General features: G+C 45.1%; 26 protein-coding genes, 1 rRNA gene and 2 pseudogenes. All 29 read right to left on the bottom strand.

From position 1 onward, the window contains the following. Nucleotides 1-59 (bottom strand): 16S ribosomal RNA (locus ACVC7T_RS07690); the annotation flags it as partial. A 436-nt stretch (nt 60-495) separates the two neighbouring features. Then, complete coding sequence (der, locus tag ACVC7T_RS07685; protein WP_105160208.1) at nt 496-1,806, bottom strand: ribosome biogenesis GTPase Der; 1,311 nt, start codon at nt 1,804-1,806, stop codon at nt 496-498. Nucleotides 1,807-1,822: 16 nt separating this feature from the next. Further along, nucleotides 1,823-2,536, bottom strand: coding sequence for a nitroreductase family protein (locus ACVC7T_RS07680; protein WP_161943007.1), 714 nt, complete (start codon nt 2,534-2,536; stop codon nt 1,823-1,825). Further along, nucleotides 2,533-3,432, bottom strand: a complete 900-nt coding sequence (gene dnaI / locus ACVC7T_RS07675; RefSeq protein WP_105160209.1) for a primosomal protein DnaI — start codon at nt 3,430-3,432, stop codon at nt 2,533-2,535. The genes ACVC7T_RS07680 and dnaI overlap by 4 nt, the downstream gene beginning before the upstream one ends. Further along, complete coding sequence (locus ACVC7T_RS07670) at nt 3,432-4,592, bottom strand: replication initiation/membrane attachment protein (protein WP_105160210.1); 1,161 nt, start codon at nt 4,590-4,592, stop codon at nt 3,432-3,434. The genes dnaI and ACVC7T_RS07670 overlap by 1 nt, the downstream gene beginning before the upstream one ends. Further along, on the bottom strand, nt 4,579-5,070 hold the full coding sequence (nrdR, locus tag ACVC7T_RS07665) for a transcriptional regulator NrdR (RefSeq protein ID WP_105160211.1): 492 nt from the start codon (nt 5,068-5,070) through the stop codon (nt 4,579-4,581). The genes ACVC7T_RS07670 and nrdR overlap by 14 nt, the downstream gene beginning before the upstream one ends. Before the next feature lie 81 nt (nt 5,071-5,151). Beyond that, nucleotides 5,152-6,270: an AI-2E family transporter gene (locus tag ACVC7T_RS07660; protein ID WP_105160212.1), complete on the bottom strand. Its 1,119-nt coding sequence runs from the start codon at nt 6,268-6,270 to the stop codon at nt 5,152-5,154. 73 nt (nt 6,271-6,343) lie between these two features. Continuing rightward, the gene (locus ACVC7T_RS07655) at nt 6,344-7,036 is read right to left on the bottom strand and encodes a response regulator transcription factor (protein ID WP_105111625.1); all 693 of its coding nucleotides are present in this window, start codon (nt 7,034-7,036) and stop codon (nt 6,344-6,346) included. A gap of 77 nt (nt 7,037-7,113) precedes the next feature. Next, complete coding sequence (gndA, locus tag ACVC7T_RS07650) at nt 7,114-8,538, bottom strand: NADP-dependent phosphogluconate dehydrogenase (protein ID WP_447262734.1); 1,425 nt, start codon at nt 8,536-8,538, stop codon at nt 7,114-7,116. A 114-nt stretch (nt 8,539-8,652) separates the two neighbouring features. Continuing rightward, the gene (locus tag ACVC7T_RS07645; protein WP_170242371.1) at nt 8,653-9,186 is read right to left on the bottom strand and encodes a YceD family protein; all 534 of its coding nucleotides are present in this window, start codon (nt 9,184-9,186) and stop codon (nt 8,653-8,655) included. Nucleotides 9,187-9,194: 8 nt separating this feature from the next. Further along, on the bottom strand, nt 9,195-10,112 hold the full coding sequence (gene trxB, locus ACVC7T_RS07640; protein ID WP_105160214.1) for a thioredoxin-disulfide reductase: 918 nt from the start codon (nt 10,110-10,112) through the stop codon (nt 9,195-9,197). Between the two features lie 12 nt (nt 10,113-10,124). After that, a complete protein-coding gene (locus ACVC7T_RS07635) occupies nt 10,125-10,349 on the bottom strand; it encodes a DUF4059 family protein (RefSeq protein ID WP_105122970.1) in 225 nt (74 codons plus the stop codon). A gap of 20 nt (nt 10,350-10,369) precedes the next feature. Next, nucleotides 10,370-11,713, bottom strand: a complete 1,344-nt coding sequence (locus ACVC7T_RS07630; protein WP_447262733.1) for a DEAD/DEAH box helicase — start codon at nt 11,711-11,713, stop codon at nt 10,370-10,372. Nucleotides 11,714-11,861: 148 nt separating this feature from the next. Further along, entirely contained in the window at nt 11,862-13,301 is a 1,440-nt protein-coding gene (gene gatB, locus ACVC7T_RS07625) for an Asp-tRNA(Asn)/Glu-tRNA(Gln) amidotransferase subunit GatB (RefSeq protein WP_447262732.1), read from the bottom strand. After that, nucleotides 13,301-14,767 (bottom strand): Asp-tRNA(Asn)/Glu-tRNA(Gln) amidotransferase subunit GatA, encoded by a 1,467-nt coding sequence (gatA, locus tag ACVC7T_RS07620; RefSeq protein WP_447262731.1) that lies wholly within the window; start codon nt 14,765-14,767, stop codon nt 13,301-13,303. Before gatA ends, gatB begins: the two co-directional genes overlap by 1 nt. Further along, a complete protein-coding gene (gatC, locus tag ACVC7T_RS07615; protein WP_394735684.1) occupies nt 14,767-15,069 on the bottom strand; it encodes an Asp-tRNA(Asn)/Glu-tRNA(Gln) amidotransferase subunit GatC in 303 nt (100 codons plus the stop codon). The genes gatA and gatC overlap by 1 nt, the downstream gene beginning before the upstream one ends. 131 nt (nt 15,070-15,200) lie before the next feature. Continuing rightward, on the bottom strand, nt 15,201-15,752 hold the full coding sequence (locus ACVC7T_RS07610; protein ID WP_394731673.1) for a cysteine hydrolase family protein: 552 nt from the start codon (nt 15,750-15,752) through the stop codon (nt 15,201-15,203). Nucleotide 15,753: 1 nt separating this feature from the next. Further along, nucleotides 15,754-16,542, bottom strand: a complete 789-nt coding sequence (codY, locus tag ACVC7T_RS07605) for a GTP-sensing pleiotropic transcriptional regulator CodY (protein WP_105111615.1) — start codon at nt 16,540-16,542, stop codon at nt 15,754-15,756. 297 nt (nt 16,543-16,839) lie between these two features. Then, nucleotides 16,840-17,193, bottom strand: coding sequence for a 30S ribosome-binding factor RbfA (gene rbfA / locus ACVC7T_RS07600; RefSeq protein WP_105111614.1), 354 nt, complete (start codon nt 17,191-17,193; stop codon nt 16,840-16,842). Between the two features lie 63 nt (nt 17,194-17,256). After that, nucleotides 17,257-19,236, bottom strand: a pseudogene (infB, locus tag ACVC7T_RS07595) (translation initiation factor IF-2); the annotation flags it as partial. A gap of 104 nt (nt 19,237-19,340) precedes the next feature. Further along, nucleotides 19,341-20,067 (bottom strand): annotated as a pseudogene (locus tag ACVC7T_RS07590) (translation initiation factor IF-2 N-terminal domain-containing protein); the annotation flags it as partial. 17 nt (nt 20,068-20,084) lie between these two features. Next, on the bottom strand, nt 20,085-20,423 hold the full coding sequence (locus ACVC7T_RS07585) for a YlxQ-related RNA-binding protein (RefSeq protein ID WP_105122963.1): 339 nt from the start codon (nt 20,421-20,423) through the stop codon (nt 20,085-20,087). Continuing rightward, nucleotides 20,380-20,676 carry an RNase P modulator RnpM gene (gene rnpM, locus ACVC7T_RS07580; protein WP_105111611.1) on the bottom strand — a complete coding sequence of 99 codons (297 nt, stop codon included), beginning with the start codon at nt 20,674-20,676 and terminating at the stop codon, nt 20,380-20,382. The genes ACVC7T_RS07585 and rnpM overlap by 44 nt, the downstream gene beginning before the upstream one ends. 16 nt (nt 20,677-20,692) lie before the next feature. After that, nucleotides 20,693-21,847 (bottom strand): transcription termination factor NusA, encoded by a 1,155-nt coding sequence (gene nusA / locus ACVC7T_RS07575; protein ID WP_105122962.1) that lies wholly within the window; start codon nt 21,845-21,847, stop codon nt 20,693-20,695. Between the two features lie 49 nt (nt 21,848-21,896). Continuing rightward, nucleotides 21,897-22,367, bottom strand: a complete 471-nt coding sequence (gene rimP, locus ACVC7T_RS07570) for a ribosome maturation factor RimP (protein WP_105122961.1) — start codon at nt 22,365-22,367, stop codon at nt 21,897-21,899. Nucleotides 22,368-22,527: 160 nt separating this feature from the next. Continuing rightward, the gene (trmB, locus tag ACVC7T_RS07565) at nt 22,528-23,163 is read right to left on the bottom strand and encodes a tRNA (guanosine(46)-N7)-methyltransferase TrmB (protein WP_105122960.1); all 636 of its coding nucleotides are present in this window, start codon (nt 23,161-23,163) and stop codon (nt 22,528-22,530) included. Next, complete coding sequence (locus ACVC7T_RS07560; protein ID WP_105111607.1) at nt 23,160-23,954, bottom strand: phosphotransferase family protein; 795 nt, start codon at nt 23,952-23,954, stop codon at nt 23,160-23,162. Before ACVC7T_RS07560 ends, trmB begins: the two co-directional genes overlap by 4 nt. Before the next feature lie 49 nt (nt 23,955-24,003). Then, nucleotides 24,004-25,050, bottom strand: a complete 1,047-nt coding sequence (locus ACVC7T_RS07555) for an ABC transporter permease (RefSeq protein WP_105122958.1) — start codon at nt 25,048-25,050, stop codon at nt 24,004-24,006. Then, the gene (locus ACVC7T_RS07550; protein WP_105122957.1) at nt 25,047-25,781 is read right to left on the bottom strand and encodes an ABC transporter ATP-binding protein; all 735 of its coding nucleotides are present in this window, start codon (nt 25,779-25,781) and stop codon (nt 25,047-25,049) included. Before ACVC7T_RS07550 ends, ACVC7T_RS07555 begins: the two co-directional genes overlap by 4 nt. Nucleotides 25,782-25,818: the final 37 nt, after the last annotated feature.

The raw sequence follows: 25,818 nt of genomic DNA, 5'->3' as shown, positions 1-25,818 counted from the left end.
TGCATGTATTAGGCACGCCGCCAGCGTTCGTCCTGAGCCAGGATCAAACTCTCATTAAAATTAGTTTGTCCGACTAAGCACTCTGGCTTATCCGTTTATTGTTTTTTTGTCATTGACGATTTATATTTCTATAAATCACCCTGCACGTTTGGTTCGTCTTCTTTAATTTTCAAAGGTCTTATCGTCTCTCGCGACAACTATATCAGTATATCACATCCCTGATTTCCTGTCAACTACTTTTTGAAACTTTTTTCGTTTCTACTTCGCAAACAGTCCCTCGCGAGACAACTTCATTATTCTATCATCTATATCTAATACTGTCAATAGCTTTTTTCAAAAATTTTAAAATTATTTTTCATCGGCTAGGTTCTAAAAGCCTGATCAACAAATGCTTCAAATGATAGCTTGATTATTCTATCAGCTAAAGAGTCAATTGTCAATAAGGAAAATTGGGTTTTAAGCAAAAAAGAAGACCAAGAGGTCCTCTCATGTGTGTTATTTCCGTTTCCGTGCGATCAGATGAATCGGCGTTCCTTCAAAAACAAAGGCTTTGCGAATTTGATTTTCCAAGAAACGCATGTAGGAGAAGTGCATGAGCTCTTCTTCGTTGACAAAGACCACAAAGGTAGGTGGCTTGGTCGCAACCTGGGTCGCATAGAAAATTTTTAAGCGTTTGCCCTTGTCGGTCGGTGTTGGGTTAATGGCAATGGCATCCATGATGACATCGTTAAGAACAGCCGACGGAATACGGGTATTCTGGCTTTCGCTAATGGCCTTGATCATCTCAGGCAACTTATGCAAGCGTTGCTTGGTCAAGGCCGATACAAAGATAATCGGTGCGTAAGACAAATACTGGAATTGGTCGCGGATATCGTCTTCCCATTTCTTCATAGTATGATTGTCTTTTTCAAGCGTATCCCACTTGTTGACAACGATAATCATTCCTTTACCAGCTTCATGGGCAAAGCCTGCGATGCGTTTGTCATACTCACGAATACCTTCTTCGGCATTGATGACCATGAGGACCACATCTGAACGGTCGATGGCACGCATGGCACGCATGACTGAATATTTCTCGGTATTTTCATAAACCTTACCAGACTTACGCATCCCTGCCGTATCAATCATGGTAAATTCTTGACCTTCTGGGTCTGTAAAGTGCGTATCAATGGCATCACGAGTCGTTCCAGCTACTGGAGAAGCAATCACGCGCTCTTCACCCAAAATAGCATTAATCAAGCTGGATTTACCAACGTTGGGACGACCAATCAAGCTGAACTTGATAATATCTGGATTTTCTTCAACCTCTTCATTTGGTAGGTTTTCAATGATAGCATCCAAGACATCCCCTGTACCAATCCCGTGGACAGATGACACAGGATACGGATCACCTAGTCCAAGCGAATAAAAATCATAAATCTCATTACGCATCTCTGGGTTGTCGACCTTGTTGACAACTAAAATGACTGGCTTGTTGGTCTTGTAAAGGACGCGAGATACATACTCATCCGCATCGGTCACACCCTCTTTTCCAGACACGACAAAGACAATGACATCAGCCTCGCTCATAGCAATATCAGCCTGGTGCTTGATTTGCTCCATAAAGGGAGCGTCTACATCGTCAATTCCTCCAGTATCAATGATGGAGAACTTGCGATTGAGCCATTCAGCAGTCGCATAGATACGGTCGCGTGTCACACCTTCCACATCCTCGACGATAGAAATGCGTTCCCCCGCAATCCGGTTAAATAATGTTGATTTACCAACGTTGGGACGTCCCACGATGGCAATAGTTGGTAGAGCCATAGCTCCTCCTCTTCTCTTACAATAATTTATTTTTTTCTAAAATAACCTTGGTTTCAGCTTGTTCTGCCTGGCCAAATTGGGCTACAATCCGTTCTGACCACAATTCAGTCTGGCGGTCTCCAGCGTATACTGTCTGGATCTGATCGTAGGATTTGATGATTTCAATATCCTGCTCGACATACTCTTCCTCAAAGACAATTGCCTCTGTCGCCAAACGCGGTTTGACAGGATGAGCTTGAGCTGGAAGACCTAGTGCAATACAAAAAATCTGATAGGTATAGTCTGGTAAATTGAACAGCTCTGCCATTGCCAAAGCCTGATGACGAATCATGCCGATAAAGACACCGCCGTAACCTAGACTTTCCGCAGCAAGCAGGGCATTCTGACCAGCCAAAGACGCATCAACCGAGGAAATCAAGAGATTTTCCGTACCCTTGGCATCAAAATCGGTTCCGTGGAGTTCCGCTGCCTTGCTGGCACGATTGTGGTCGCCGACGAAAAACAGAATGGCCTTGGCCTGCAAGATAGCAGGTTGGGGCACCAAATCATACAGGGCCTGCTTTTTTTCCTCAGTCTGGATGACAATTATTGAGTAGGACTGGAAATTCTTCCAGCTGGAGGCAGCACGGCCAGCTGTGATAATAGCCTCTAAATCCGCCCGCTCAATCGGTTCATCTGTAAAACGGCGGACAGAACTATGGGCCAGCATCAAATCAATGGTTTCATTCATCGTCGGTTGATCCCTTTCAGGTGTAAATCTCGTGCCAAATAGCGAATGCGCTCCATGACACGTTTGGCCTGCCAGGTTTCATCACCAGACTTGCCAGAGGCGAAATGCCGCTCCAAATCATCAAGGGAGAAATTGGAAGTAAAGAAGGTCGGTAGATTTTCCTGCATGCGGTATTGAAGAATGACCTGTAGCACATCGTCACGCACCCACGGACTATGTTGCTCAGCCCCAATATCATCCAAGACCAAAACTTGAGCGGTCTTAATCTCGTCAATCTTATCCTTAACTGAACCGTCTTTGATGGCATTTTTTATATCCACCACAAAAGTCGGATAATGGAGCATGGTGGTCGACTGCAAATGCGTTTTAGACAAGAGATTAGCCAAATAAGCCATGAGATAGGACTTGCCAATGCCAAAATGACCGTAGATATAGAGTCCTTTGGGCTTTTCATCAAAGCGTTTGACAAAATCTGCAATGGCCAACATGATTTCCACCCGATTTTCATCGTTCTTATCAATGTCCGCCACCGTCACATTTTTCAGACTGGCTGGCATATTGATGAGCTGAATGCGATTTTTGATAGCTTCCAGACGACGATACTCAACCAATTCTGCCGTTTCCAAATAGGACACGTCCGCATAGCCCTCATTCATAATGAGAACAGGCTGGTAGCCCTTAGCCATATAACTTTCGTCTTGCTTGAGAAACTGGTCGCGCTGGCTGATATATTCCAAAAATTTGGAAATAGACAAGGTAATTTCCTGCTGTGTCAAACCTTGTTCTTTTATAAAGTCAGCCACATCTGCATCCGCTACAATCTCCTGGTAGAGTTCTTGATAGGACTTGCGACTAGAGTTGGCTGTTTGTGACAGCCTGTCTTGCACTGATTTCATCAGCCACCTCCTTGTGTTTCCATTTCTTCCAATTCGCGATAGAGGGCGGCTAGTTGGGCCTGTCCTTCTCTCGTTTGCTCTTGCTTAACTTCTTCCTTGCTCCAGTCCGGCACATTAGTTGCTGACACTTGCTTGTTCAGGACACTTGCCTTCTTGTTGTTTCCTGCTTTCAATTCCCTCAGATAAAGGACAGCTGCCTCTGCATTTCCAATCCCCTTATAGGAAAAATCATTGCCCAACTTGAGGGCGTATTTTTCATTGAGATTGGCCGAATCCACCTTATTAAAAGTGTAAAGAACAAGGACATTGATAACTTCATCCAAGAGACCAATTTGAGCCAAATCTGTCAGGCACTTGCGCTCCGACTGGGTCACTGCTGCCTTTCTTTGTTCCTTAATGAAGACCAAAAATTCCAGACTAGACTTGGACTTGGCCTCACGAACGATGATTTTTTCCTGGTCTGTGAGCCCACTCGTTTGTTTAGCGGAGGCTTGGTCTGACTGTGACAGTCGTTTGGTCGAAATAACCTGGCCGATAGCCGTTTCCTTGACCTTGTGATAGGTTTCCAACCAGGTCCAGCCGGACCGCTCTGCTATGTGACTAAGAGCAATCACATCGTCCGTCTCATCCTGAAATCGTAGCTGGTCCTTGGCCATCATAGCCTTGAAGGCTGACCAGTCAAAGTCCCTCTTACTCTTAGCTACAGGAGAAATATGTCCTTCCACATCAAAAACGTCTGAGAAAGATTTGGAAACATTCTTATCCTGGCTAGGGCTAGCGGGTATGAGATTCTCCACAGAAACCTCGCCAATTCTTTGCTCAAGAAGATGCCGATACAAGGGCTTGCCTAAAAATTCTCCGACACTTAAAGGAGGCATTAGCTCTAGGCCCCTAGTCTCGTCAAGCTGATAAATCTTCAACAGACCCACTGCTGACAGAATATCCAGCGCCTGCTGCAAGCGATGAAAGCCAACATTCATGTGATTTAGAATGCTAGTCCATTGGTAACGCCCCTGCCCCGAGTCACCAAAACTATATAAATAGTAATACAGCGCTAGCGCATCCAAACCGATGATGGGCTGGTAACATTTGCTCAGACTGATTACATCAGGTGCAAAATTCCCAGCTTTCAGATAGGTAAAGGGATCATTTGGTTTCATCTTTGGCACCTGGTTTCACTTTTGACCCCTTAGAAATCATCTGCTTGAGCAAGTTTTCTAACTCACCAACATCTTTGAAAGAGCGATAGACAGAGGCAAAGCGTACATAAGTGATTTCATCTAGTTCAACCAATTCTTCCATGACCAAATTGCCGATAAAGTCACTTTCTACTTCGCTATCATTTTGGGCGCGAACCTTTTGTTCTATTCGATTGACCACCTGATCAATATCACCGGTTGATACTGGACGTTTCTGAGCCGAACGAATAATGCCATTAAAGATTTTCTCTCTCGAAAATTGCTCACGGGTGCCGTCTTTTTTAACAACTACTAGTGTTTTTTCCTCAATTCGCTCATAGGTGGTAAAACGCTGACCGCATTGGTCACAGGAACGGCGACGACGGATGGTATTCCCATCTTCTGCCTGGCGACTATCAACAACATTTGACTTCAAACTCTGACACTTTGGACAACGCATACTCTTTCTCCTACTTTGCTTTTATCACTTCAGTATAGCATAAAATAATCAAAAATAAAAGAAAGCGATAAGCACGCTTTCCTAAGTACTTTCAATCTGGTCATCCAGGCGATGGTGAACCCATTCCCTGACCAGACGGTAAATGACCGCAAAAATTGGTGTGAAGAAGACCATTCCTAGAAGGCCAAACAAATTTCCACCAATCAGGGCTGCAGCCAGGGTGAAGAGGGTTGGCAGACCAACCGACTGTCCAACTACGCGCGGATAGATGACATTACCCTCAATCAATTGAATGATTTGGAAGAGAACAATAGACCACAGAGCCAACAAAGGATTTTGTACCGCCACAAAGAGGGCACTAATCAGGCAGGCTGTAAATGGACCGATATAGGGAACGAAGGATAGGACCCCTGCCAAAATACCGGCCATGCTAGCATAGGGGATACCAGAAAGTCCATAGCTGACAAAGACCAGGACCCCAATAATAACGGCCTCTACAATTTGGCTCATCAAGAATTTATCATAGGTATCTATCACAACTTCCCCGACGTAGTTGATCAGACGAACTGCTTTCTGTGGCAGAGTAGCCTGCAAGAGTTTCCCCGTCATGGACTGCAGATGTTCCTTGCTTCCCAGGATAGCCAAAGTGAAGAAAAAGGCCATAACCAGGGTCATTGTGTTGGAAAAAATGCCTGTAACATTGGATACCAGATGAGACAGAACCGGAGTGACAATACTAGAAATAAAGTCTAGATTCCTAAATTGTTCAATAAAACCTGCAATCTGGTCACCAATCTGACCAGACAAGAAGCCATTGGACTCCAGAAAATCCGTAAGGGCTGTGACCGATTTTGGAATAGCCGTCCTGCTGACCGTTACTAGCTCTGAAACTGTCTTGGTCAGGGTTGGCAAAACAATCAGAACCAAACCTGTCACAATCATCACAAAGGCAATGAGGACCCCTACAATGGCCAAACTACGGCTGGATTTTTTCAAAAAAGCGACCTTTTCAAGCTGCACTTCCAGCTTTTTCATAGGTACATTTAAGATGAAAGCAATGATTGCTCCAATGAAGAGAGAGTTCATACTTGCTAGGACAAGCTTAATAATAGCGTACAAGGCCGACCAATTAAGGACAGCTAAGAGGATTGCACCCGCCAATAAAATCAGCAAGGCCTTTTCTTTAAACGACGAATTCATAATTACTCCTTAGATTTCTTACTAACAATACTAACACAAGCCCAGCAAAAAAGAAAGGACAAGCCTTTCTTACTTAGTCACGCATGGCATATCCAACACCGCGAACTGTCTTGATATAGGACGGTTTTCCAGCTACATCCAATTTCCCACGCAGATAGCGGATATAGACATCTACCACATTGGTTTCCGATGATGTCGCCTCGTATTTCCAAACCCGCTCTAACAATTGTTCGCGAGTGACAGGCTCAGGACTATTCATCAGTGTCGCCAGGAGATCGTACTCTCGACGAGTCAGGTTAATCAGCTCATCTCCACGGGATACCGTGCGATTTTGAAAATCGATTTTCAAATCTCGATAAGCAGCCTGCAAGGGAACCTGAGTACAATGATTGTCAATAAAATCCCGACCACGGAAAATAGCTGAAATCTGCTCGACCAATTCGCTGATGACAAAGGGCTTGACCACATAGGAAACCGCATAGGACAAGACTTCCTCACCATGCTCATCCACATCTGCCGAATCAATAGCCACAATCAGGACGGATGCAGGTTTGATAGCTAATAACTGCGTGGATAATTCCTTACTGGACATATCTGACAGCTGAAAACTCATGAGAATCAAATCAAAATCCGTCTCATGCGCCAAGGACAAAGCCTCCTGGCCAGTAGAAGCATAGTCCACCAAATAGTCCTTCTTCTGCAATTCCATGGAAACAAAATGCGAGAGATTGCGCTCACGACCTGCAATCAAAATTTTCTTAGCCATAATATCCTTATCTAATCGAAAGTTTCAAGACCATTTCAGTCAGAAAGAAGGGCGCTTGCACGCCCTACTTCTATTATTTATTTTTCGCTATACCAATCATAGTGGAAGACACCCTCTTTGTCCTTACGGTTGTAAGTGTGGGCACCAAAATAGTCGCGTTGTGCTTGGATCAAGTTTGCTGGCAAGTTCTCAGCGCGGTAGCTGTCAAAGTAAGTAATGGCTGCTGAGAAGGTTGGCACAGGAACACCTGCTTGAACTGCCAAGGCAACAACGTCACGGACAGCTTGTTGGTACTTAGCTGTTACGTCAAGGAAGTATTCATCCAAGAGCAAGTTTGCCAAATCTTCATCACGTCCATAAGCATCGGTAATCTTTTGCAAGAAACGAGCACGGATGATACAACCTGCACGCCAGATTTTAGCGATTTCGCCAAATGGCAAGTTCCAGTTATTTTCTTTAGACGCTACGCGCAATTGCGCAAAACCTTGTGCATAAGACATGATTTTTGAGAAGTAAAGGGCTTGACGGATTTTCTCCACCAATTCAGCCTTATCGCCGTCATAGGCAAATGGTGCTGGTTTTGGAAGGACCTTGCTAGCTGCCACACGCTCATCCTTGTAGGTTGAGATATAACGGGCAAATACAGATTCTGTAATCAAGGACAATGGTACGCCCAAGTCAAGTGATGACTGGCTAGTCCATTTACCAGTCCCCTTGTTACCGGCTGCGTCCATGATGTAGTCAACAACTGGACCATCTTGACCTTGGTCATCCTTGCGTTTCAAAATGTCAGCTGTGATTTCAATCAAGTAGCTATCCAATTCACCCTTGTTCCACTCAGTGAAGATGTCAGCCATTTCATCTACTGACAAACCGAGCAAGTGTTGCATGAGGTCATAAGACTCAGCAATCAACTGCATGTCGCCATACTCGATACCGTTGTGGACCATTTTTACATAGTGACCTGCACCGTCTGGACCGATATAAGTCACACATGGTGCTCCATCTTCTGGTGCTTTTGCTGAAATCTCTTCCAAGACATCTGCTACCAATTCGTAGGCTTCTTTTTGACCACCAGGCATGATAGACGGACCTTCAAGGGCACCTTTTTCACCACCGGACACACCTGTACCGATGAAATTGATGCCTGAATTTGCCAATTCTTTTGAACGGCGAATGGTATCTTCGTAGAAGGTATTTCCGCCATCAATCAAAATGTCGCCTTCATCCAAGTGTGGCAAGAGAGATTGAATAGTTGCATCTGTACCAGGCCCTGCTTGAACCATGAGCATGATACGGCGTGGTTTTTCGATAGATGCGACAAAACTTTCCACATCATAGCTTGGTACCAAGTTTTTGCCTGGGTTGCTAGCTACCACATCTTCTGTCTTATCAGCAGAGCGGTTGTAAATGGCTACTGTGTAACCACGTGATTCAACGTTAAGAGCAAGGTTACGACCCATAACGGCCATCCCTACTACACCAAAGTTTGCTTTTGTCATGTATACTAACTCCTATAATTACTATCTTCTATTATACACCGAAAAGAGTCTAGTGGCAAGAATTTTCTGATAATTTAACCTTCCGACATTTTTCTGAATCTTTCACTAGCTTTTTCACTCATCGAACAAGCCCTGCAATTGAGCAAATGGACTATTAGCCTCTTTCTTTTCCTGGGCTTCCTGTTGGAAATCATCCTCGGTCATCAGGGTCCAAGATTGGCCCGACGGCAAATCCTGCCCAGCCTCTTCTTCTGGCGTCAAAACCTTGATAGGAATGTTGAGAATAATGTTGTCTGCGACACTTTCTTCTAGGACAATGCAGTCCTCTTCCACCACAAAAACCATATCTTCGTCAATCAAATCCTGGTCCTTGAGAGCAGCTTCATTGGCCACAAAGAGTTCGTTGACCTGCTCCTCACGACGTAAGACCACTGGCTGGAGCGAACGGCTAGAAGCCAGGGTAATGTCGTAGGTCATCTGGTAATCTAGGAAAAAGATCCCCGCCTCAAAATGGACACGACCAGACACCTGGACAGGCGATAGGTCCAAAACCTCGCTGGAACGCCCCTGAACTTCCTGGGTCAAATCCAGTGTTTTCTCAAAAGAAATACCGTCTGGATTTTTCTGAATATCGTAAATGTGAAACATAAGCCCTCCTATTCAGCGTGTTCTGTAATGTAGTTGTAGACTTCCTGTCCAGCTACTGCACCATTTCCAACAGCCGTCGCAATCTGACGGAGCTGATTTTGGCGAATGTCGCCGATGGCATAGATGCCATACTTGCTGGTTTCCATTTTTTCATTGGTCACAACCCAGCCAGCCTCATCGGTAATACCCAAATCCGCAACGCTTTCAGTCATCGGATCCAGCCCTACATAGACAAAGACTCCGCCAAATTCAAGCTCTGACAATTCTTCAGTCTTGACATTCTTGATAACCACGCTTTGCACGCGCAGGTCATCTCCTTTGATTTCCTCGACAACACTGTCCCAGATGAATTTAATTTTTTCATTGGCAAAAGCTCGGTCTTGGATAACTTTTTGGGCACGTAGCTGATCTCTGCGGTGAACGATGGTCACAGACTCTGCAAATTGGGTCAGGAAAAGTGCCTCTTCCACGGCAGAATCTCCCCCTCCGACAACCAAAAGTTTTTGCTGACGGAAGAAGGCTCCGTCACAGACCGCGCAGTAGGAAACCCCGCGACTGTTGTAGGTATCTTCACCTGGAACTCCCAGCAGACGGTGTTTGGCACCCATGGCTAGGACAACCGTCTTGGTCTCCAAAACGCCATCTTCGGTAATCACTTTTTTAACAGGTCCATCTTCTTCAATACGGATGAGGGTCCCGAAAATATGGTCCACACCGAATTTTTCCAGGGGCTCAAACATCTTTTCAGCCAAGGCTGGTCCAGAAATATGGTCGTAGCCTGGATAGTTTTCAATCTCAGCGGTATTGTTCATCTGGCCGCCATAAATACCGCGTTCTAGGAGGGCAACCTTGAGATTGCTCCGTCCTGCATAAAGTGCGGCGGTCATGCCTGCAGGACCTGCACCAATGACAATTGTATCGTACATTCTTTCTTCCTTCTATGCCTTCAGCATTAACAAAATGGCCACGATTCCAAAAGCTAAAATAGGGATGGTCATAATGTTAATGAGCAATAAATCATATAAAAATTCTTGGCGTTCTTGATAGGTCTTATCTCGATTTTTTAAAGCTCGAATTAGAAACCAAATCAAGCTCAGCAATACCACAATAATTGTGGCAATGAGTAGTCCTTGCAAATAGTTACTTAATATTGATTGTAACATCGGTCTCCCTCTGCTAACTCTTAAAAGGTTTGACGCTTAGCTTTGCGTTCTGCACGCCCCTTAGCACGCGCTTCCACTCGCTTGGTCTTACGACGTTTTTCGTCCACCGTCCACTGGATTTTCTTCTTATAGCCCGGCTTGATTTTCTTTTTCTTCTTCTTGACCAGACCAATCATCTCGATGTCCAATTTCTCACGTGTCTTTTCACGTTGAACACGACGATCACGGTCATAGGTATCGACAAATTCGCCGTCCTTCATTTCTTTGGGCAAGAACTTGATATTGAGTTTTTCCAACTCACGAATATCGGCATCATCGCTCGGTTGATAAAGGGTAATGGCAATACCTGACAAACCATTGCGTCCTGTCCGACCGACCCGGTGAACAAAGAAGGACAAGTCCTGCGGAATGGCATCGTTGATGACATGGCTGACTCCTTCAATATCAATCCCACGAGCCGCCAAGTCTGTTGCTACGATATACTGATAATCCAAATTCTTAACTTGGTTCATGATACGCTTGCGTTCACGAGGTGGAATATCTCCGTGAATTTTAGCCACGCGCAATCCATTTGAAAGCAGGTAGCTGTGCAATTCATCCGCCCGAGTCTTGGTATTGACAAAAATCATGGCTAAATAGGGCTGCATGAGCCTGGTTGCTTCCAAAATTTGAGCATTGCGGTCGCGCCCTTTTGTCGAAATCAACCAGTTTTCAATGGTATCCGAAATGACTGTCTGGGTCTTGATTTGTTCCATGACAGGATTGGACAGGTATTTTTTCAAGAAAGGCTGGAGCTTTTGCGGAATGGTCGCGGAAAAGACCATGAATTGCAAATCTTTCGGCAGGCTCCCAGCAATCTTATCCACCGTCTCCAAAAAGCCCATGTCCAAGGTCATATCCGCCTCATCAACGACAAAGGTCTTGGCCTTGTGAATAGCCAAATCACCCGATTGAACCAAGTCGTAAATCCGACCCGGCGTTCCGACAACGATATGGGGCTGACCAGCCTGCAATTTGTCAATCTGGCGATTTTTATCCGTCCCACCGACATAGTTAGACACACGGACTTCAGGTTGAAAATGCCCTGCCATCTGCTTGGCTGCTTGATAAATCTGGGTCGCCAATTCACGCGACGGAGCTGTGATAACAGTCTGCACCTGGTCCAGCTCTTCGTCCAATTTTTGGAAAATCGGAATTAAAAAGGTATGGGTCTTGCCCGAACCAGTCTTGGATTCTCCAATCAAGTCACGACCAGATAGCACCACAGGAATCAATTTTTCCTGAACCTCTGTCGGCGTGACAAAGTTAATCTCTTTCAAAGCCTCCTGGATGGACGGCTTAAGTTTCATATCTGTAAATTTCATAATGCCCTCTTTTTCTGATTCCTTTCATTATACCATTTATTAGAATGACAAGCAAAAAGGACGGATGGGCATCGAAAAATTCAAAGTTTCATATCTATCGCCATTAAAAGAGACCAAAACATCCGTTTCAGTCTCTTCATTATTTCATTTAATCCAACAACTTCTGCAATTCTTGGGCTAGTAATTGTTGAGCAACTTGTGGATTGGCCTGACCTTTTGTTGCCTTCATAAGGAAACCTGTAAAGGCCTTGTCCGCATTGCGTTTGCCGGACTTGAAGTCAGCTACGGCTGCCTCGTTATCCGCAAAGACTTGGTGGATAATCGGAATGAGGACCGCTGGGTCTGAAATCTGTACCAAGCCAGCTTTCTCAACGTAAGCCTTAGCAGAGCCACCTTCTTTAGCTAGATGCACAAAGACTTTCTTGGCAATCTTAGATGAAATGGTGCCGTCTGCAATCAGAGCAATCATTTCCACCAAGTTTTCAGGTGTCAGACCGATTTGGTCCAAGGTCTTGCCTTCTGCATTGAGAAATTGTGCCACTTCACCCTGCAACCAGTTAGACACCTGCTTGGCATCGCCACCGATTGCTACGGCTGCCTCAAAGAAATCTGACAAGACTTTTGTCGCAGTCAACTGACCCGCATCGTAGGCTGACAAGCCCAACTGTTGAATATAGTTGGCCCGACGTTCTTGTGGGAAGGCTGGCAACTCGGCACGGATTTCCTCAATCCAAGCATCATCAATCTCATAGAGCGGTAGGTCTGGCTCAGGGAAGTAACGGTAGTCAGCTGAACCTTCTTTGACACGCATGAGAATAGTTTCACCAGTAGATTCATCGTAACGGCGAGTTTCCTGCTGGATTTGACCACCAGAACGCAAGATTTTGGCCTGACGTTCTACTTCGTGCTGCAAGCCCTTGCGAACATAGTTGAAGGAGTTGAGGTTTTTCAACTCAGTCTTGGTACCAAATTTTTCTTGGCCATAGGGACGAAGAGAGATATTGGCATCCACGCGCATAGAACCCTCTTCCATCTTCACATCTGAAATACCAGTGTACTGAATGATTTCCTTAAGGGCGGTCAAGTAAGCATAGGCCTCTTCAGGCGAACGCATATCTGCTTCTGATACAATCTCAATCAGTGGCACTCCTTGACGGTTGAGGTCCACATAAGAGTAGCCATCTGTCCCGTGGGTATTTTTACCTGCATCTTCTTCTAAATGCGCACGCTCGATACGAATTTTCTTGGTTGATCCGTCTTCTAGCTCAATCTCAATCCAACCATTGTAACCGATTGGCTCGTCAAACTGAGAAATCTGGTAGGCCTTGGGATTGTCAGGATAGAAATAGTTCTTGCGGTCAAAGTGCATATCCTTGTGAATATCCATATTCAGCGCCAAGGCTGCCTTAATCCCCGCATCAACAACGCCCTTATTCAATACCGGAAGAACACCTGGAAATGACCAGTCAATAATGTTGGTGTTGGCATTGGCGTCCTCACCAAAATGAGCATTGGAAGGTGAGAAAATTTTCGAGTTGGTATTGAGCTCCACATGGACTTCCAGACCAATAATTGTTTCAAAGTTCATTACTTATCACCTCCAAAAATCACTGGTTGTTGCTTGTGGTAATCCGTCGTCGCCTCAAAGGCCGCTGCCACTTGATAAACGGTCTCTTCACTGTATTTTGGACCGATCAACTGCAAGCCGACTGGCAAACCTTCCACAAATCCTGCAGGAATCGAAATCCCCGGCAGACCCGCCAAGTTGACAGGAATGGTCAAGAGATCGGCCAAATACATGGCCACCGGATCATGGCTCTGGGTTCCCAAACCATAAGCCACCGTTGGCGCCGTTGGTCCCAAAATCAAATCATAATCTGCAAAGACCTTCTCAAAATCTTGGATAATCAAGGTCCGCACCTGACCAGCCTTCTTGAAGTAGGCATCATAGTAACCAGATGACAAGCTGAAGGTCCCCAGCATAATCCGGCGTTTGACTTCCTCACCAAAACCTTGGCTACGGGTTTTCACATAGATCTCTTCCAAATTAGTCGCATCTTCTGCCCGGAAACCGTAGCGAATACCATCAAAACGTTGCAAGTTAGAAGAGGCCTCTGATGATGCGACAATGTAGTAAACAGCAACCCCATACTTAGAATGCGGCAGACTAACTTCTTCAATGATTGCCCCCAAGCTTTCCAAGTGCTTAGCCGCCTTGAGAATGGTTTCCTTGACCTGTGGATCAATCCCTTCGCCCATGTATTCTTTTGGAAGAGCGATTTTCAAGTCCTTGATGTCCTGACCAATCTTGCTAGTAAAGTCAGCAATCTCATGAGCTGTCGAGGTCGCATCACGCTTATCATGGCCAGCAATGACGTTGAGCAACTGGGCATTTTCCTTGACCGTCTGAGAGAAAGGACCAATTTGATCCAAGGAGCTACCGAAGGCAATCAAACCAAAACGAGAAACCGTTCCATAAGTTGGCTTAATACCGACAATTCCGTTAAAGGCCGCAGGCTGGCGAATAGAACCACCTGTATCTGAACCCAAGGACAGGCGAACTTGACCAGCCGCAACAGCTGCCGCAGAACCACCTGATGAACCACCCGGCACTTTTGTCTGGTCCCAGGCATTTTTCGTCGGCTTGAAGGCAGAATTTTCATTGGAACCACCCATAGCAAATTCATCCATGTTGGTCTTACCGATGACAATCATATCCTTGGCATAGGCCTGAGCAACAGCCGTCGCATCAAAAATCGGCTCATAATTGTAGAGCATTTTTGACGCAGCCGTTGTCAAAATCCCCTTGGTCGAAATATTATCCTTAACCGCCAAAGGAATACCGGCCATGACATTGTCAGCATCAATCCCTTTTTGGTCGAGTGCAGCTGCCTGTGCCAAAGCCTTGTCTTCATTGATACTCAAAAACGCATCCACAGCAGCTTCTCGGCTCTGAATATCTTCAATCGTCGCCTTGGTCAACTCGACCGCAGAAATCTCTTTTTTGACCAGGAGGTCGTGCAATTCATCAACTGTTTTATTATTCCATGTCATTAGGCATCTCCTCCCCCGTCTAAAATAGCTGGTACCTTGATGTAGAAATCTTTACTTTCAGGTACATTTTTGAACAAATCCTCACGACTTTCACCCTGCTCTGCCACATCGGCACGCAAGACATTTTTCCGGTCTGCCATGGTAGTCGTCACTGGCACACCTGTCGTATCCACCTCATTTAACAACTCAACCATATCAACAATCTTGCTCAAGGTCGTCGCAAATTCCGCCGTTTCCTGGTCTGTAAATTCCAGCTTAGACAGCTTGGCAACGTGACGCACCTCAGTCTCAGAAATCTTCATACTTACCTTCCTCCTATTGGAAATTCATCTTCTCATTATACCATACTTTAGAAAGAGGACAAAGAACCAAATAACCTCATTTGTCAGCTTTTAGGCATGGAAAAACCAGCCTGATTGGCTGGTCAGAATCACTAGTCAATAATGGTCGCACCGAGCACATGCTGCAGATGGTTGAGGGCGAATTGATGTTTTTCCTCCGTCAAAGCCGCAATTGCTGAAGAAATGACTTCAATCTTATAACCTTTGTTATAAGCATCAATGGCAGTATGGAGCACACAAATATCGGATAAAACACCCGTCAAAACCACCGTATCAATCCTTCTTTCCCGCAAACGAACATCCAAATCCGTTCCAGAAAAGGCTGAATAATGGCGTTTGTCCATCCAACGCACACGTGCATGGTTCTGATATTCAGCATAAAAATCCGCCAGGGGACCATACAAATCACGACCACTGGTGCCCATGATATTATGCGGTGGGAAGAGCTTGCTTTCTGGATGCAAATCGTCGTCCACCTCATGCCCATCAATGGCAAAGACAATATAGTCCCCACGGTCAAAGGCTTCTTGGGTCACTTGCGCAATTCGGTCTGCAATAGCTTGAGCAGGCTTACCAGCTGTCAATTTGCCATCGTCCGCTACAAAATCAACCGTATAATCAATCGAAATCAGTGCTTTTGTCATCTTAGTAGTCACGTTTTTTAATCTCATCAAAAATAGCAGGAATCAGAACTTTCAAATAAGTCCCCTTCATACCCAGAGAACGGCTTTCAATAATACCAGCACTCTCCAGCTTACGAAGAGCATTGACAATCACCGAACGAGTAATACCGATACGGTCTGCAATGACAGAGGCCGTCAACTGACCTTCATTGCCATCCAACTCACCCAAAATCGCAGCTACAGCCTTCATTTCTGAGTAAGAAAGCGTATTGACCGCCATATTGACCGCTGCCCGACGACGAATATTCTTCTCATCCTCTTCCCGCTGGAAGTTGAGCAACTGGATACCAACCACCGTCGCCGCAATCTCCACCAAAATCAAATCATCATCGTGGAACTGCTCATCATTGCGCCAAATAATCAACGAACCAAAACGAATACCCGTCACGTGAATTGGTGCAATGGTCGTCAAACCATTTGGATAGGTCGAACGAGACTCAACCGGAATAGCTGTCAATTCACTCTCCACCGGCAAGTTGACCTGCGTGTCATAAACTTGCGCAATGGCCTTAACATACTCTTCCGGATATTGCTTATTGACATAAAATTCTTCCACACGATCATTATTGGTCTTGTAGTTCATGTGGTAGCCAAGGATTTCTCCTTCCGCATTGATAATACAAGTATTACAGTCGATAATTGCAGACAGGTGGTCTGCAATCGCGTTATAAGGCAGTTCTTCTGCCAATTGTTCTTCGGAACGCTTTAAAATCGACGTAATATTCCGTGTTTTTTCTAATAATGTTGCCATAAATTCCTCTTTACACTGTAATTATATTTATTATACCGAATTGTTTGCCAAATTTCAACAATTATCAGAAAATTTACTATTTTTAGAAAAGTATATATTTTTTTAGGTTTTTATAGCCATTTAAAAGAAAAAATCAGGTATTTCTACCCGATTCTAGAAACTGTATTCACAAGTAAGGTCCCTTTAGACAAGAAATAGTTTTTTTCTACTCAAGGTCGGTTGAGATGGAATACTGACTGTATTTCGAGAAAAACTAGCCTTCTCTCAGGTGCCAAACTGTGAATACAGGGGATTAGCTTAATCTTTCTTATCCAAAGCTCGCAACATCTCATCAATCTTGTTGCCGTATTCAATGGATTGGTCCTTTTCGAAGACCAAATCAGGAATCTTGTAGAGAGTCAACTTACGCCCCAATTCCCGTTTGATGGTTCCTGTCGCTTTTTGCAGACCAGTTTGAGCCTTTTGATTGTCCGAAGCCAGATTACTCATAATGGTGTAGTAAACCTTGGCCATGGACAAGTCACCGACCATCTGTACATCTGTAATGGTCACGCCCTGCACACGTGGATCACGGACTTTCTTTTGCAAAATCTCATTGACTTCGCGCTTGATTTCCATCCCTACGCGATCTGTACGAAAATGATTTGCCATAGGAACTCCTTTCTATTTCCTTATAAAGCGAAGAGGTTGCCTTTCCAACTTCTTACTTGCTTATTATTTCTTAATTTCTTCCATAATGTAAGCTTCGATGGTATCATCTACCTTGATGTCATTGAAGTTTTCGATCATGAGACCACCCTCTTGGGCATTTCCGACTTCCTTGACATCGTCCTTGTAATGTTTCAAACTAGACAATTTACCGTCGAAGACAACGACACCGTCACGGATAACGCGGACGCTTGAATCACGGGTAACCTTACCACGGATAACCATAAATCCACCGATGGTACCAACTTTGGATACCTTGAAGGTCTCACGGATAACTGCTTCACCAATAATTTTTTCTTCGTACTCAGGATCCAGCATACCCTTCATGGCATCTTCCATTTCCTCGATAACCTTGTAGATAATGCTGTGGAGACGCACTTCAACATCGTCAGTTTCTGCCTGCTGGCGCGCTTCTGCCGTTGGACGAACGTTGAAACCGACAATCAAAGCATTCGACGCTGCTGCAAGAGTCACGTCTGACTCATTGATGGCACCGACTGCAGAGTGAACGATATTGACACGGACACCTTCGACTTCAATTTTTTGAAGAGATGATGCCAAGGCCTCAACCGAACCTTGCACGTCTGCCTTGATAATCACGTTAACAGACTTGACTTCACCGGCTTTAAGAGTATCAAAGAGGTTTTCAAGACTGACACGTTGCGTAGCCTGACGTTGTTTGAGAAGGGCACGTTTGGCACGTTCTTCACCTGCTGCACGCGCAGATTTTTCATCTTCATAGACCGCGAAATGGTCACCCGCCATTGGCGCCTCGTTAAGACCAGTAATCGAAACAGGTGTTGATGGTCCTGCAACCTTGACACGACGACCGAGGTCGTTGGTCATAGCACGAACACGACCGAAGGTATTGCCGACAACGATCGGATCTTGGACATTAAGAGTACCTTGTTGAACCAAGAGGGTCGCAACCGCACCTTTTCCTTTATCCAAATGAGCCTCGATAACCGTACCGATGGCACGAACAGTGGGATCAGCCTTGAGCTCTTGGATTTCCGCTACAAGAAGCACCGTTTCCAAGAGTTCGTCGATGTTTTGGTTGAACTTGGCTGAGATTTCAACAAATTCAGACTCGCCGCCCCAAGCTGTTGAGATTACACCCTGCTCTGCCAATTCACCGATTACACGCTCTGGATTGGCACCTGGTTTATCAATCTTGTTGATAGCAACAATAATTGGGACATTGGCAGCCTTAGAGTGGTTGATTGCCTCGATGGTCTGTGGCATAACACCGTCGTCCGCCGCTACAACAAGGATGGTCAAGTCGGTAACAGAAGCACCACGGGCACGCATAGAGGTAAAGGCCGCGTGTCCTGGCGTATCCAAGAAGGTAATTTTCTTGCCAGCATCCTCAATCTGGTAGGCACCGATATGCTGGGTGATACCACCAGCCTCGCCTGTCGCCACACGAGAATTACGCAAGGTATCCAAAAGCGTTGTTTTACCGTGGTCAACGTGACCCATGATGGTAACAACAGGCGGACGTTCAACCATTTCCTCTTCATTTAGGTAGCCCTCTTCTACAAAGAAACGCTCGATGTCTGCATTGTCCACTTCAACCTTCTCCTTGGCTTCAATACCATAATCAACCATAAGGAGTTCAATGGTATCGCCATCCAGAGATTGGTTTTGAGTTGCCATAACACCCATGAGGAAGAGTTTCTTGACGATTTCGGCAGGTTCACGTTTGATCCGTTTTGCAATTTCTGCAACGGTCATGCCAGCTGTGTATTCAAATTCTGTCGGCAATTCGTGGAACTTGCGCTCTGTGACAGGCTTGACAGGTTGGTTATTCTTACCTTTTTTGTTTTTCTTGTTGTTATTCCAGTTACTATTTCTTTGATTTCTCACTTGATTTTGACTATTTCGATTTCTTTGTTGTTTCCGTGGACCATCTTCTTCGTCACTATTAAAGTCACGTTTCTTGTCTGGTCGAGCTTGTTTTTTACGACGCGTATCGACTGTACTTTCCGCTACCGCAGTTGGGACTGAAGCAGGTTTGGTTTCAGCGATTGGTTTTGTTTCCACAACCAGCTCTTCAAATTTGATTTCCTTAGGCTTCTTAGGCTGATCTTTAGCTGCCTTAGCCTGCAAGAAACGCTCCTCGCTTGTCTTAGCGTATTCTGCGTTCTGCTCAGCTTTCAAAGCTGCTGCACGGGCCTTGAAATCAATCTTAGGAGCAGCTGGACGAACCACTTCCTCCTGACGACGGTCGCTCCGATTAAAGCTACCATTTCCTCCGCGATTGTCTTGGCGGCGGTTGTCACGACTGTCGCGACGGTCTCCAAAGCGGTTTTCCTTACGGTCATTGCCCCCTTGGTTACCACGGAAATCACGGCGATCGTTGCGGTTGTTGCCTTGACCAACTTGGCCACTTTGACGGTTGTCACGACGGCCTTTCCCTTGTCCACCTTGGGCACGTTTGGCCGCTTGCTCCTTGGCACGCGCCTCACGTTCTGCCTTGAAGTTACGGCTCTGTGGACGACGAACCGGTGGAGCTGGCTTGCTAACCTCTTGGCTGACAGTTTTTGCTTCAACTGGTTTTTCAGCTTTCGGTGTCTCCACCTTTTGTTCTGCCACCTTTGGCTTTTCTACAACTTTCTCAGCCTGTACGGGAGCTGGTTTGGGCGCCTCCGGCTTTTTAGCTGAAAAACTATCTGCAATTCGCTTAGCTCCTGCTTCATCAACACTCGAAGCATGGCTTTTGACATCAAAACCCAATTCTTGAGCCTTGGACACTACTTCCTTACTGCTTACACCCAATTCTCGGGCGATTTCATTCAATCTCTTCTTAGACAATGCCTTGTCCTCCTGTTCTATTCCATAATAGACCTCATCTTCTTTGTAAATCCAGCGTCTGTCACTGCAAGCACCTTTCTAGCCTTGCCGACAGCTGCACTCAATTCCAGCGTTGAAAACGCGGTTACAACTTCTACTTGATAGGTATGACTTTTATCTGTTATTTTTTTGCTTAAATTTCCGGCAGCATCATTGGCTAAAAAGACCAATTTTGCCTGCTGCTTGCGAATGGCATCAACGACCAATTCTTCCCCTGAAATCAGGCGACCTGCCCGTTGGGCCAAGCCCAGTAAATTTAAGATTTTTTGCTTCTTATTCGAGTCCAAGCTCTCTCCTCTTGACCTTGTGGTCGACATAGGCAATCAATTCATCATAAAATTCTTCTGACACTTCCATACTGAAGGAACGGTTGAAAACCTGACGTTTCTTAGCCTGGGCCGCCTCATCATTATCCAGCTTGATGTAGGCACCACGGCCATTTGCCTTACCAGTCGGGTCAATGAAAACCTGGCCCTCTTTATTTTTTACAATGCGGAGCAAATCCCGTTTGTCGATGATTTCACCGGACACCACAGACTTGCGCAAGGGTATTTTTCTAGCTTTTGCCATGGTTGCTCCTTGAATCTTATTCTACTTCTTCGGACGTTTCTTCGACAATTTCTGTTTCAAATTCTGCCGCTGCATATTGAGCTGCTTCAATAGCTTCATACTCTGAAGCTGACTTGATATCAATACGGAAACCAGTCAGGTGAGCCGCCAGGCGGACGTTTTGACCACGACGACCGATTGCAAGTGACAATTTATCATCTGGTACAACGACTGTCGCGTGCTTACCATCTTCTGTGTCAAAGAGAACTTGGTCTACTTCAGCAGGCGCGAGAGCATTGTAGATGAATTCTGCCTCATCTGGCACCCACTCGATAACGTCGATGTTTTCCTCAACAGGCACCATACGGTCGTTCTTAGCATCGTAGCGAGCTGGGTGAAACTTGCTCGTAATTTTCTTGATATTTGAACCACCACGACCAACGATTGTACCGATAGCGTCCACGTTTGGATTGTGGCTACGAACAGCAACCTTGGTCCGGTCACCTGCCTCACGAGACACGCTCATGATTTCAACGGTACCATCGTAGACTTCAGGAATCTCCTGCTCCATCAGGCGTTTGATCATTTCTGGATGACTACGGCTCACAAAAACGTTGACACCGCGACCATTGTCCTCGACCTTATAAACATAAACTTCAATGCGGTCGTGGGATTGGAAAACCTCACCAGGAATCTGGTCCTGCTTGGACAATTGTGCCTCAATAGTTCCCAAGTTGACATAGATGAAGCGGTTGTCGAACCGTTCCACCGTACCAGACATGATTTCATTTTCATGTTCCTTGTAGGTATTGTAGGTAATAGCACGCTTTTGCTTGCGCATTTTTTCCATGATGGTCTGTTTGGCTGACTGGGCCGCCACACGACCGAATTCAGCAGGATCTTCTGGGAATTTGATTTTATCGCCCATTTCGTAGGCAGATGAAATCGCCAAGGCATCCTTGAGGCTGATTTCCAAACGGCTATCAAAGACTTCATCTACGACTTCACGAACCGTAAATACGTGGAAATCGCCTTTCTTCTCGTCAAACTCAATAACAGCTGACTCTGATTGGCCATAGCGACGTTTGTAGGCTGAGCGGAGCGACTCTGTCACTGCTTCGATAATATCAACCTTGTTAATCCCCATGTCTTCCTCTAAAATTCGGAAGGCTTCTAGCATTTCTTTACTCATCTTGTTTTCCTTTTGACTTCAAAAGGTCCTTTCTTAAAAAATCAATCTATTAAATCTTAACAGCCAAACGGGCTTTGGCAACAGTCTGATAAGGAATGGTTACTTCTTTTTTACGGGTCTTGTCCATATATTCTAGAACCAAATCAGTCCCATCAAAAGACAAGAGGGTCCCCTCAAAAACTTTTACCTTGTCAATAGCCTGATAGAGCTTGACATTGATGTATTTTCCAACCGCCTGCTCAACAGCTGCCGCCGTTTTCAAAGGACGCTCCAAACCAGGACTAGTCACTTCCAACATGTATTGGTCTGGAAATGGGTCTGGTTTAATCCCATCCAGGAGTGGGCTGATGACCTCTGATAAGTCTGCCGTATCTTGCAGGGAAATGCCACCCTCCTTATCCACAAAAATGGACAGGACATACTCTCCACCCATCTTGCCATATTCCACATCCACCAGCTCATAAGGGGGCTGGATGGTGGGAGCAATCGCCTCTGTGACCAAATCAACAATCGATGACATAGACACCTCCTTCGTTATATTAAGGTACAGGTAAAGGGTTGACTTGCGCCAACCCCCTATACTTCTTATTTACTCCTATCATTCTAGCACATGCCAGAGAAAATAGCAAGAAAAACGATGCGAAAAGGCAGCCTGTACGAACTGCCTCCTCTTTTATTGTTTAAAACTGTGCTTCCACACGATAGATAACCTGACCCTTGTTTGAGAATTTTTCCTCATACTCTGTCATAACATTGCCTTCCAAACCATCTGCATGTAGGTCTAGCCAGACCTGCTTCAAGACCATGCCGTATTGGGAAAAGCTAGCCAAACTATATTCAAATAGACCACGGTTGTCCGTCTTGAAATGAATTTCACCATTTTCAGGCAGAATTTCCTTATAGGTATCCAAGAAAGACTTGTAGGTCAAGCGGCGTTTCTCATGACGTTTCTTGGGCCATGGATCAGAAAAGTTTAGATAGAGCTGATCAATTTCCGCAGGGGCAAAATAATTGGTCAAACTAGAACCATCCACCTGCAAGAGTTTGATATTTGGTAAACCTGCTTCTAAAACTCGGTCCAAGGCGTAACTCAAAACCGTCATCTGAATATCAATACCGATGTAGTTAATATCTGGATTTTGTGCAGCCATTCCTGTTACAAAACGCCCTTTCCCTGAACCAACTTCAATGTGGATAGGGTTGCTGTTTCCAAAAATTTCAGCCCACTTCCCCTTGCACTCTTCCGGATTGGAGATAACATACTGGGGATTATTGGCTAGGAGCTCACTAGCACCTTTACGATTTCTTACTCTCATTGATACTTATAAAAATTCTGTCTAAATAACCGCAGGGCATAGATTTCTAGATTCGCCGCCTCGGTATTGTTACTTTCAAGTTGTTTAGAAATTTGGTTAAGGAAGCCTAGTTGGCCATACCAATAAATCTTACTGATAACCGTACTGTTGTACTTGTAGCCATAGCCCTTGAGCCACTCTTCCCATTCCTGTCTAGGAATGTAATGGGTCAATATAAAGGCGACATCTAACATCCGATCGGTCACACAGGCTGTTTCCCAGTCCGTCAAATAAATCAGTCCACTTGTCGTTTCCACCCAGTTTTTATGGTGGAGATCCCCATGGACAAAGGTTGCCAAATCCTGTCTGAAACGCGGTGTGGTCTGCAACAATTCTCTGCAGATAGATTGCAGGTAGGAATTACCAGCTAATTGCTTGGGCGCTTCTTTTTGCCACTTCTTCACCAACTCCGCCGGCTCCAAATAGGTATAACTTAGTTGGAGAGCCTGATTGAGCAGAATGCGTGAAAAGTGCATTCTGACCAAAATTTGCTGGACCTGTTTCCCAGACATATCGTGACGATTAAGAGTCCGACCATTCAACCATTCCTGAACAGCTCGGTCTCCCACACCCAAATCCCTATCGCTACTTAAGATGGGCGGAGTGATTTGTTCCCGAGCCAGAGCATTGACAATCGGTGGCATTTCATACTTGACAAAAACAGGCGTACCATCTGGTCGCAAGCCTTTGTATGCTTTTCCGCTGTTTCCTGCAATAGACTGCAACTGTAGCCCGCTGGTATCAATCTGCATGCCATTCCTCCTTTAAAAATTCCTTACTATTTTACTAGTTTTAGGCCATTTAGTCAATCAATTTTTTCGCTTTACTATCCAGGTAGAGCTGATTTAAAAGAATTCCGATTCCAATAAAGACCAGCAAATACTGCTTTTCCTCCAGCAGCAATAGACCTAGCACAGACTGCAAAATCAAGGAAAGATACAAAATCTGTCGCAGGACTCGTTTAAAGCTAATCAGTCGTTTGTCTGGACCGACTGGCAAAAGCTCGGCCATCAGTTGATAATCATAGGCGTAATAGAGCGGGAGCAATTGGAACAAGAGCAAATAATGAAATAAACTGGCTAATCCTACTGAGAGCCAGGATTCCCTCACCGTAACAAAAAATACAATGGATAAGATTACCAGTCTAAGAGCCAGTGAAAGGTAGTCCCCACTGCGCAAAAAGGCCCTCATGAAGAGATAGTCCCAGGTAAAGCCAGTTTCTTTTTTGATATGACCCAGTAGCCAATCCAAATAGGAACGACGTTTGACAAAGCTAGTCAGCCCCTTAACATTGGTAAAGAGGGAGAAAAATTTCAATATCGACGTTTTTCTCTTGCTCTCATATTGAAGAGCCCGGACCCAGTCCACCCTTTCTTCTTCCATAAAGGCCAGGAGTTTCCATCGAAAATAGAAATATTTGGCAATGGTTAGCATGAACATCAATGGAATAAAAAGTAGAATAGGAAGTTTTAATTTGAGGTAGAGCGGGAGTAGAATCAATTGACCAACAAGTTGGAGGCTAGCCCATACCAAAAAGGCCCTGCGATTGGCAGCAAAGAAGATTTCAGGCATTTCAGCTTCTTTTGATAGCAGGAATATCTTATCAGCCTCCTCTACGTAGGTAGCAACATTGCCTGCCAAGAACAGCAGCAAGCTGACCAGGGCCAAAATAACGTACAGCAACCAGGACTGACTGGGCAGGTTTTCTAGCAACTGCCGATACTGTAGCGCCAGAAAGCCAAAAAGTACCAAAACAACCAAAACAAAGTGGTCATTCAGTACATAACGAAGATAGGTTGCACACTGCCTTAAAAATAGATTTTTTCGTTGACCAAAGAGCGCCTTCATCCCTGCCCTCCTTCTTGGGTCAAGCTAAGATAAATCTCGTTAAGGCTAGCATCCTGCATGGCAAATTCCTGGCGTAGGTCAGTCAGATTGCCCGTAGCCTTGACCCGACCCTTATGTAGAATAACGAACCGATCACACATTTTTTCAGCGGAATCGAGAACATGGGTGGACATCAAAATGGAGCTTCCCTGAGCCTTTGCTTGATTGAGCAAGTTAATTAAATCCGCAATCGCAATCGGATCCAGACCCAAGAAAGGTTCATCGACAATCAGCAAACTCGGCTCAACCATAAGGGCGCAAATAATCATGACCTTTTGTTTCATGCCTTTTGAAAAATTCACAGGGAACCAGTCCAAACGGTCTTTCAGCCTAAAAATAGCCAATAGTTCTTGAACACGCGCCCAGGCAGATTCAGCTTCCAAATCATAGGCCATCATCACTAACTCGATATGCTCTTTCAGGGTCAGTTCCTCATAGAGACTAGGCGTTTCAGGTATAAAGCCAATTTTTTTTCGATAGGTAGCCATGTCTTCGTTGATACCCTGCCCATCAATTAGAATTTCTCCCTTGTAAGGGCTTAGGAGACCAATGATTTCTTTAATAGTAGTCGATTTCCCGGCACCATTCAAGCCAATCAAGCCGACTAGCTCCCCATCCTTCACCTTAAAATCTACATCATGTAAAACAGGAATATTGGCATAGCCACCTGTTATATTTTTTACTTCTAACATACATTTCGTCCTATTATTTGATATAATTATTATACCA

This window comes from Streptococcus sp. P25B114 (assembly GCF_053010325.1).
This window is presented reverse-complemented; position numbering and strand designations above follow the sequence as displayed.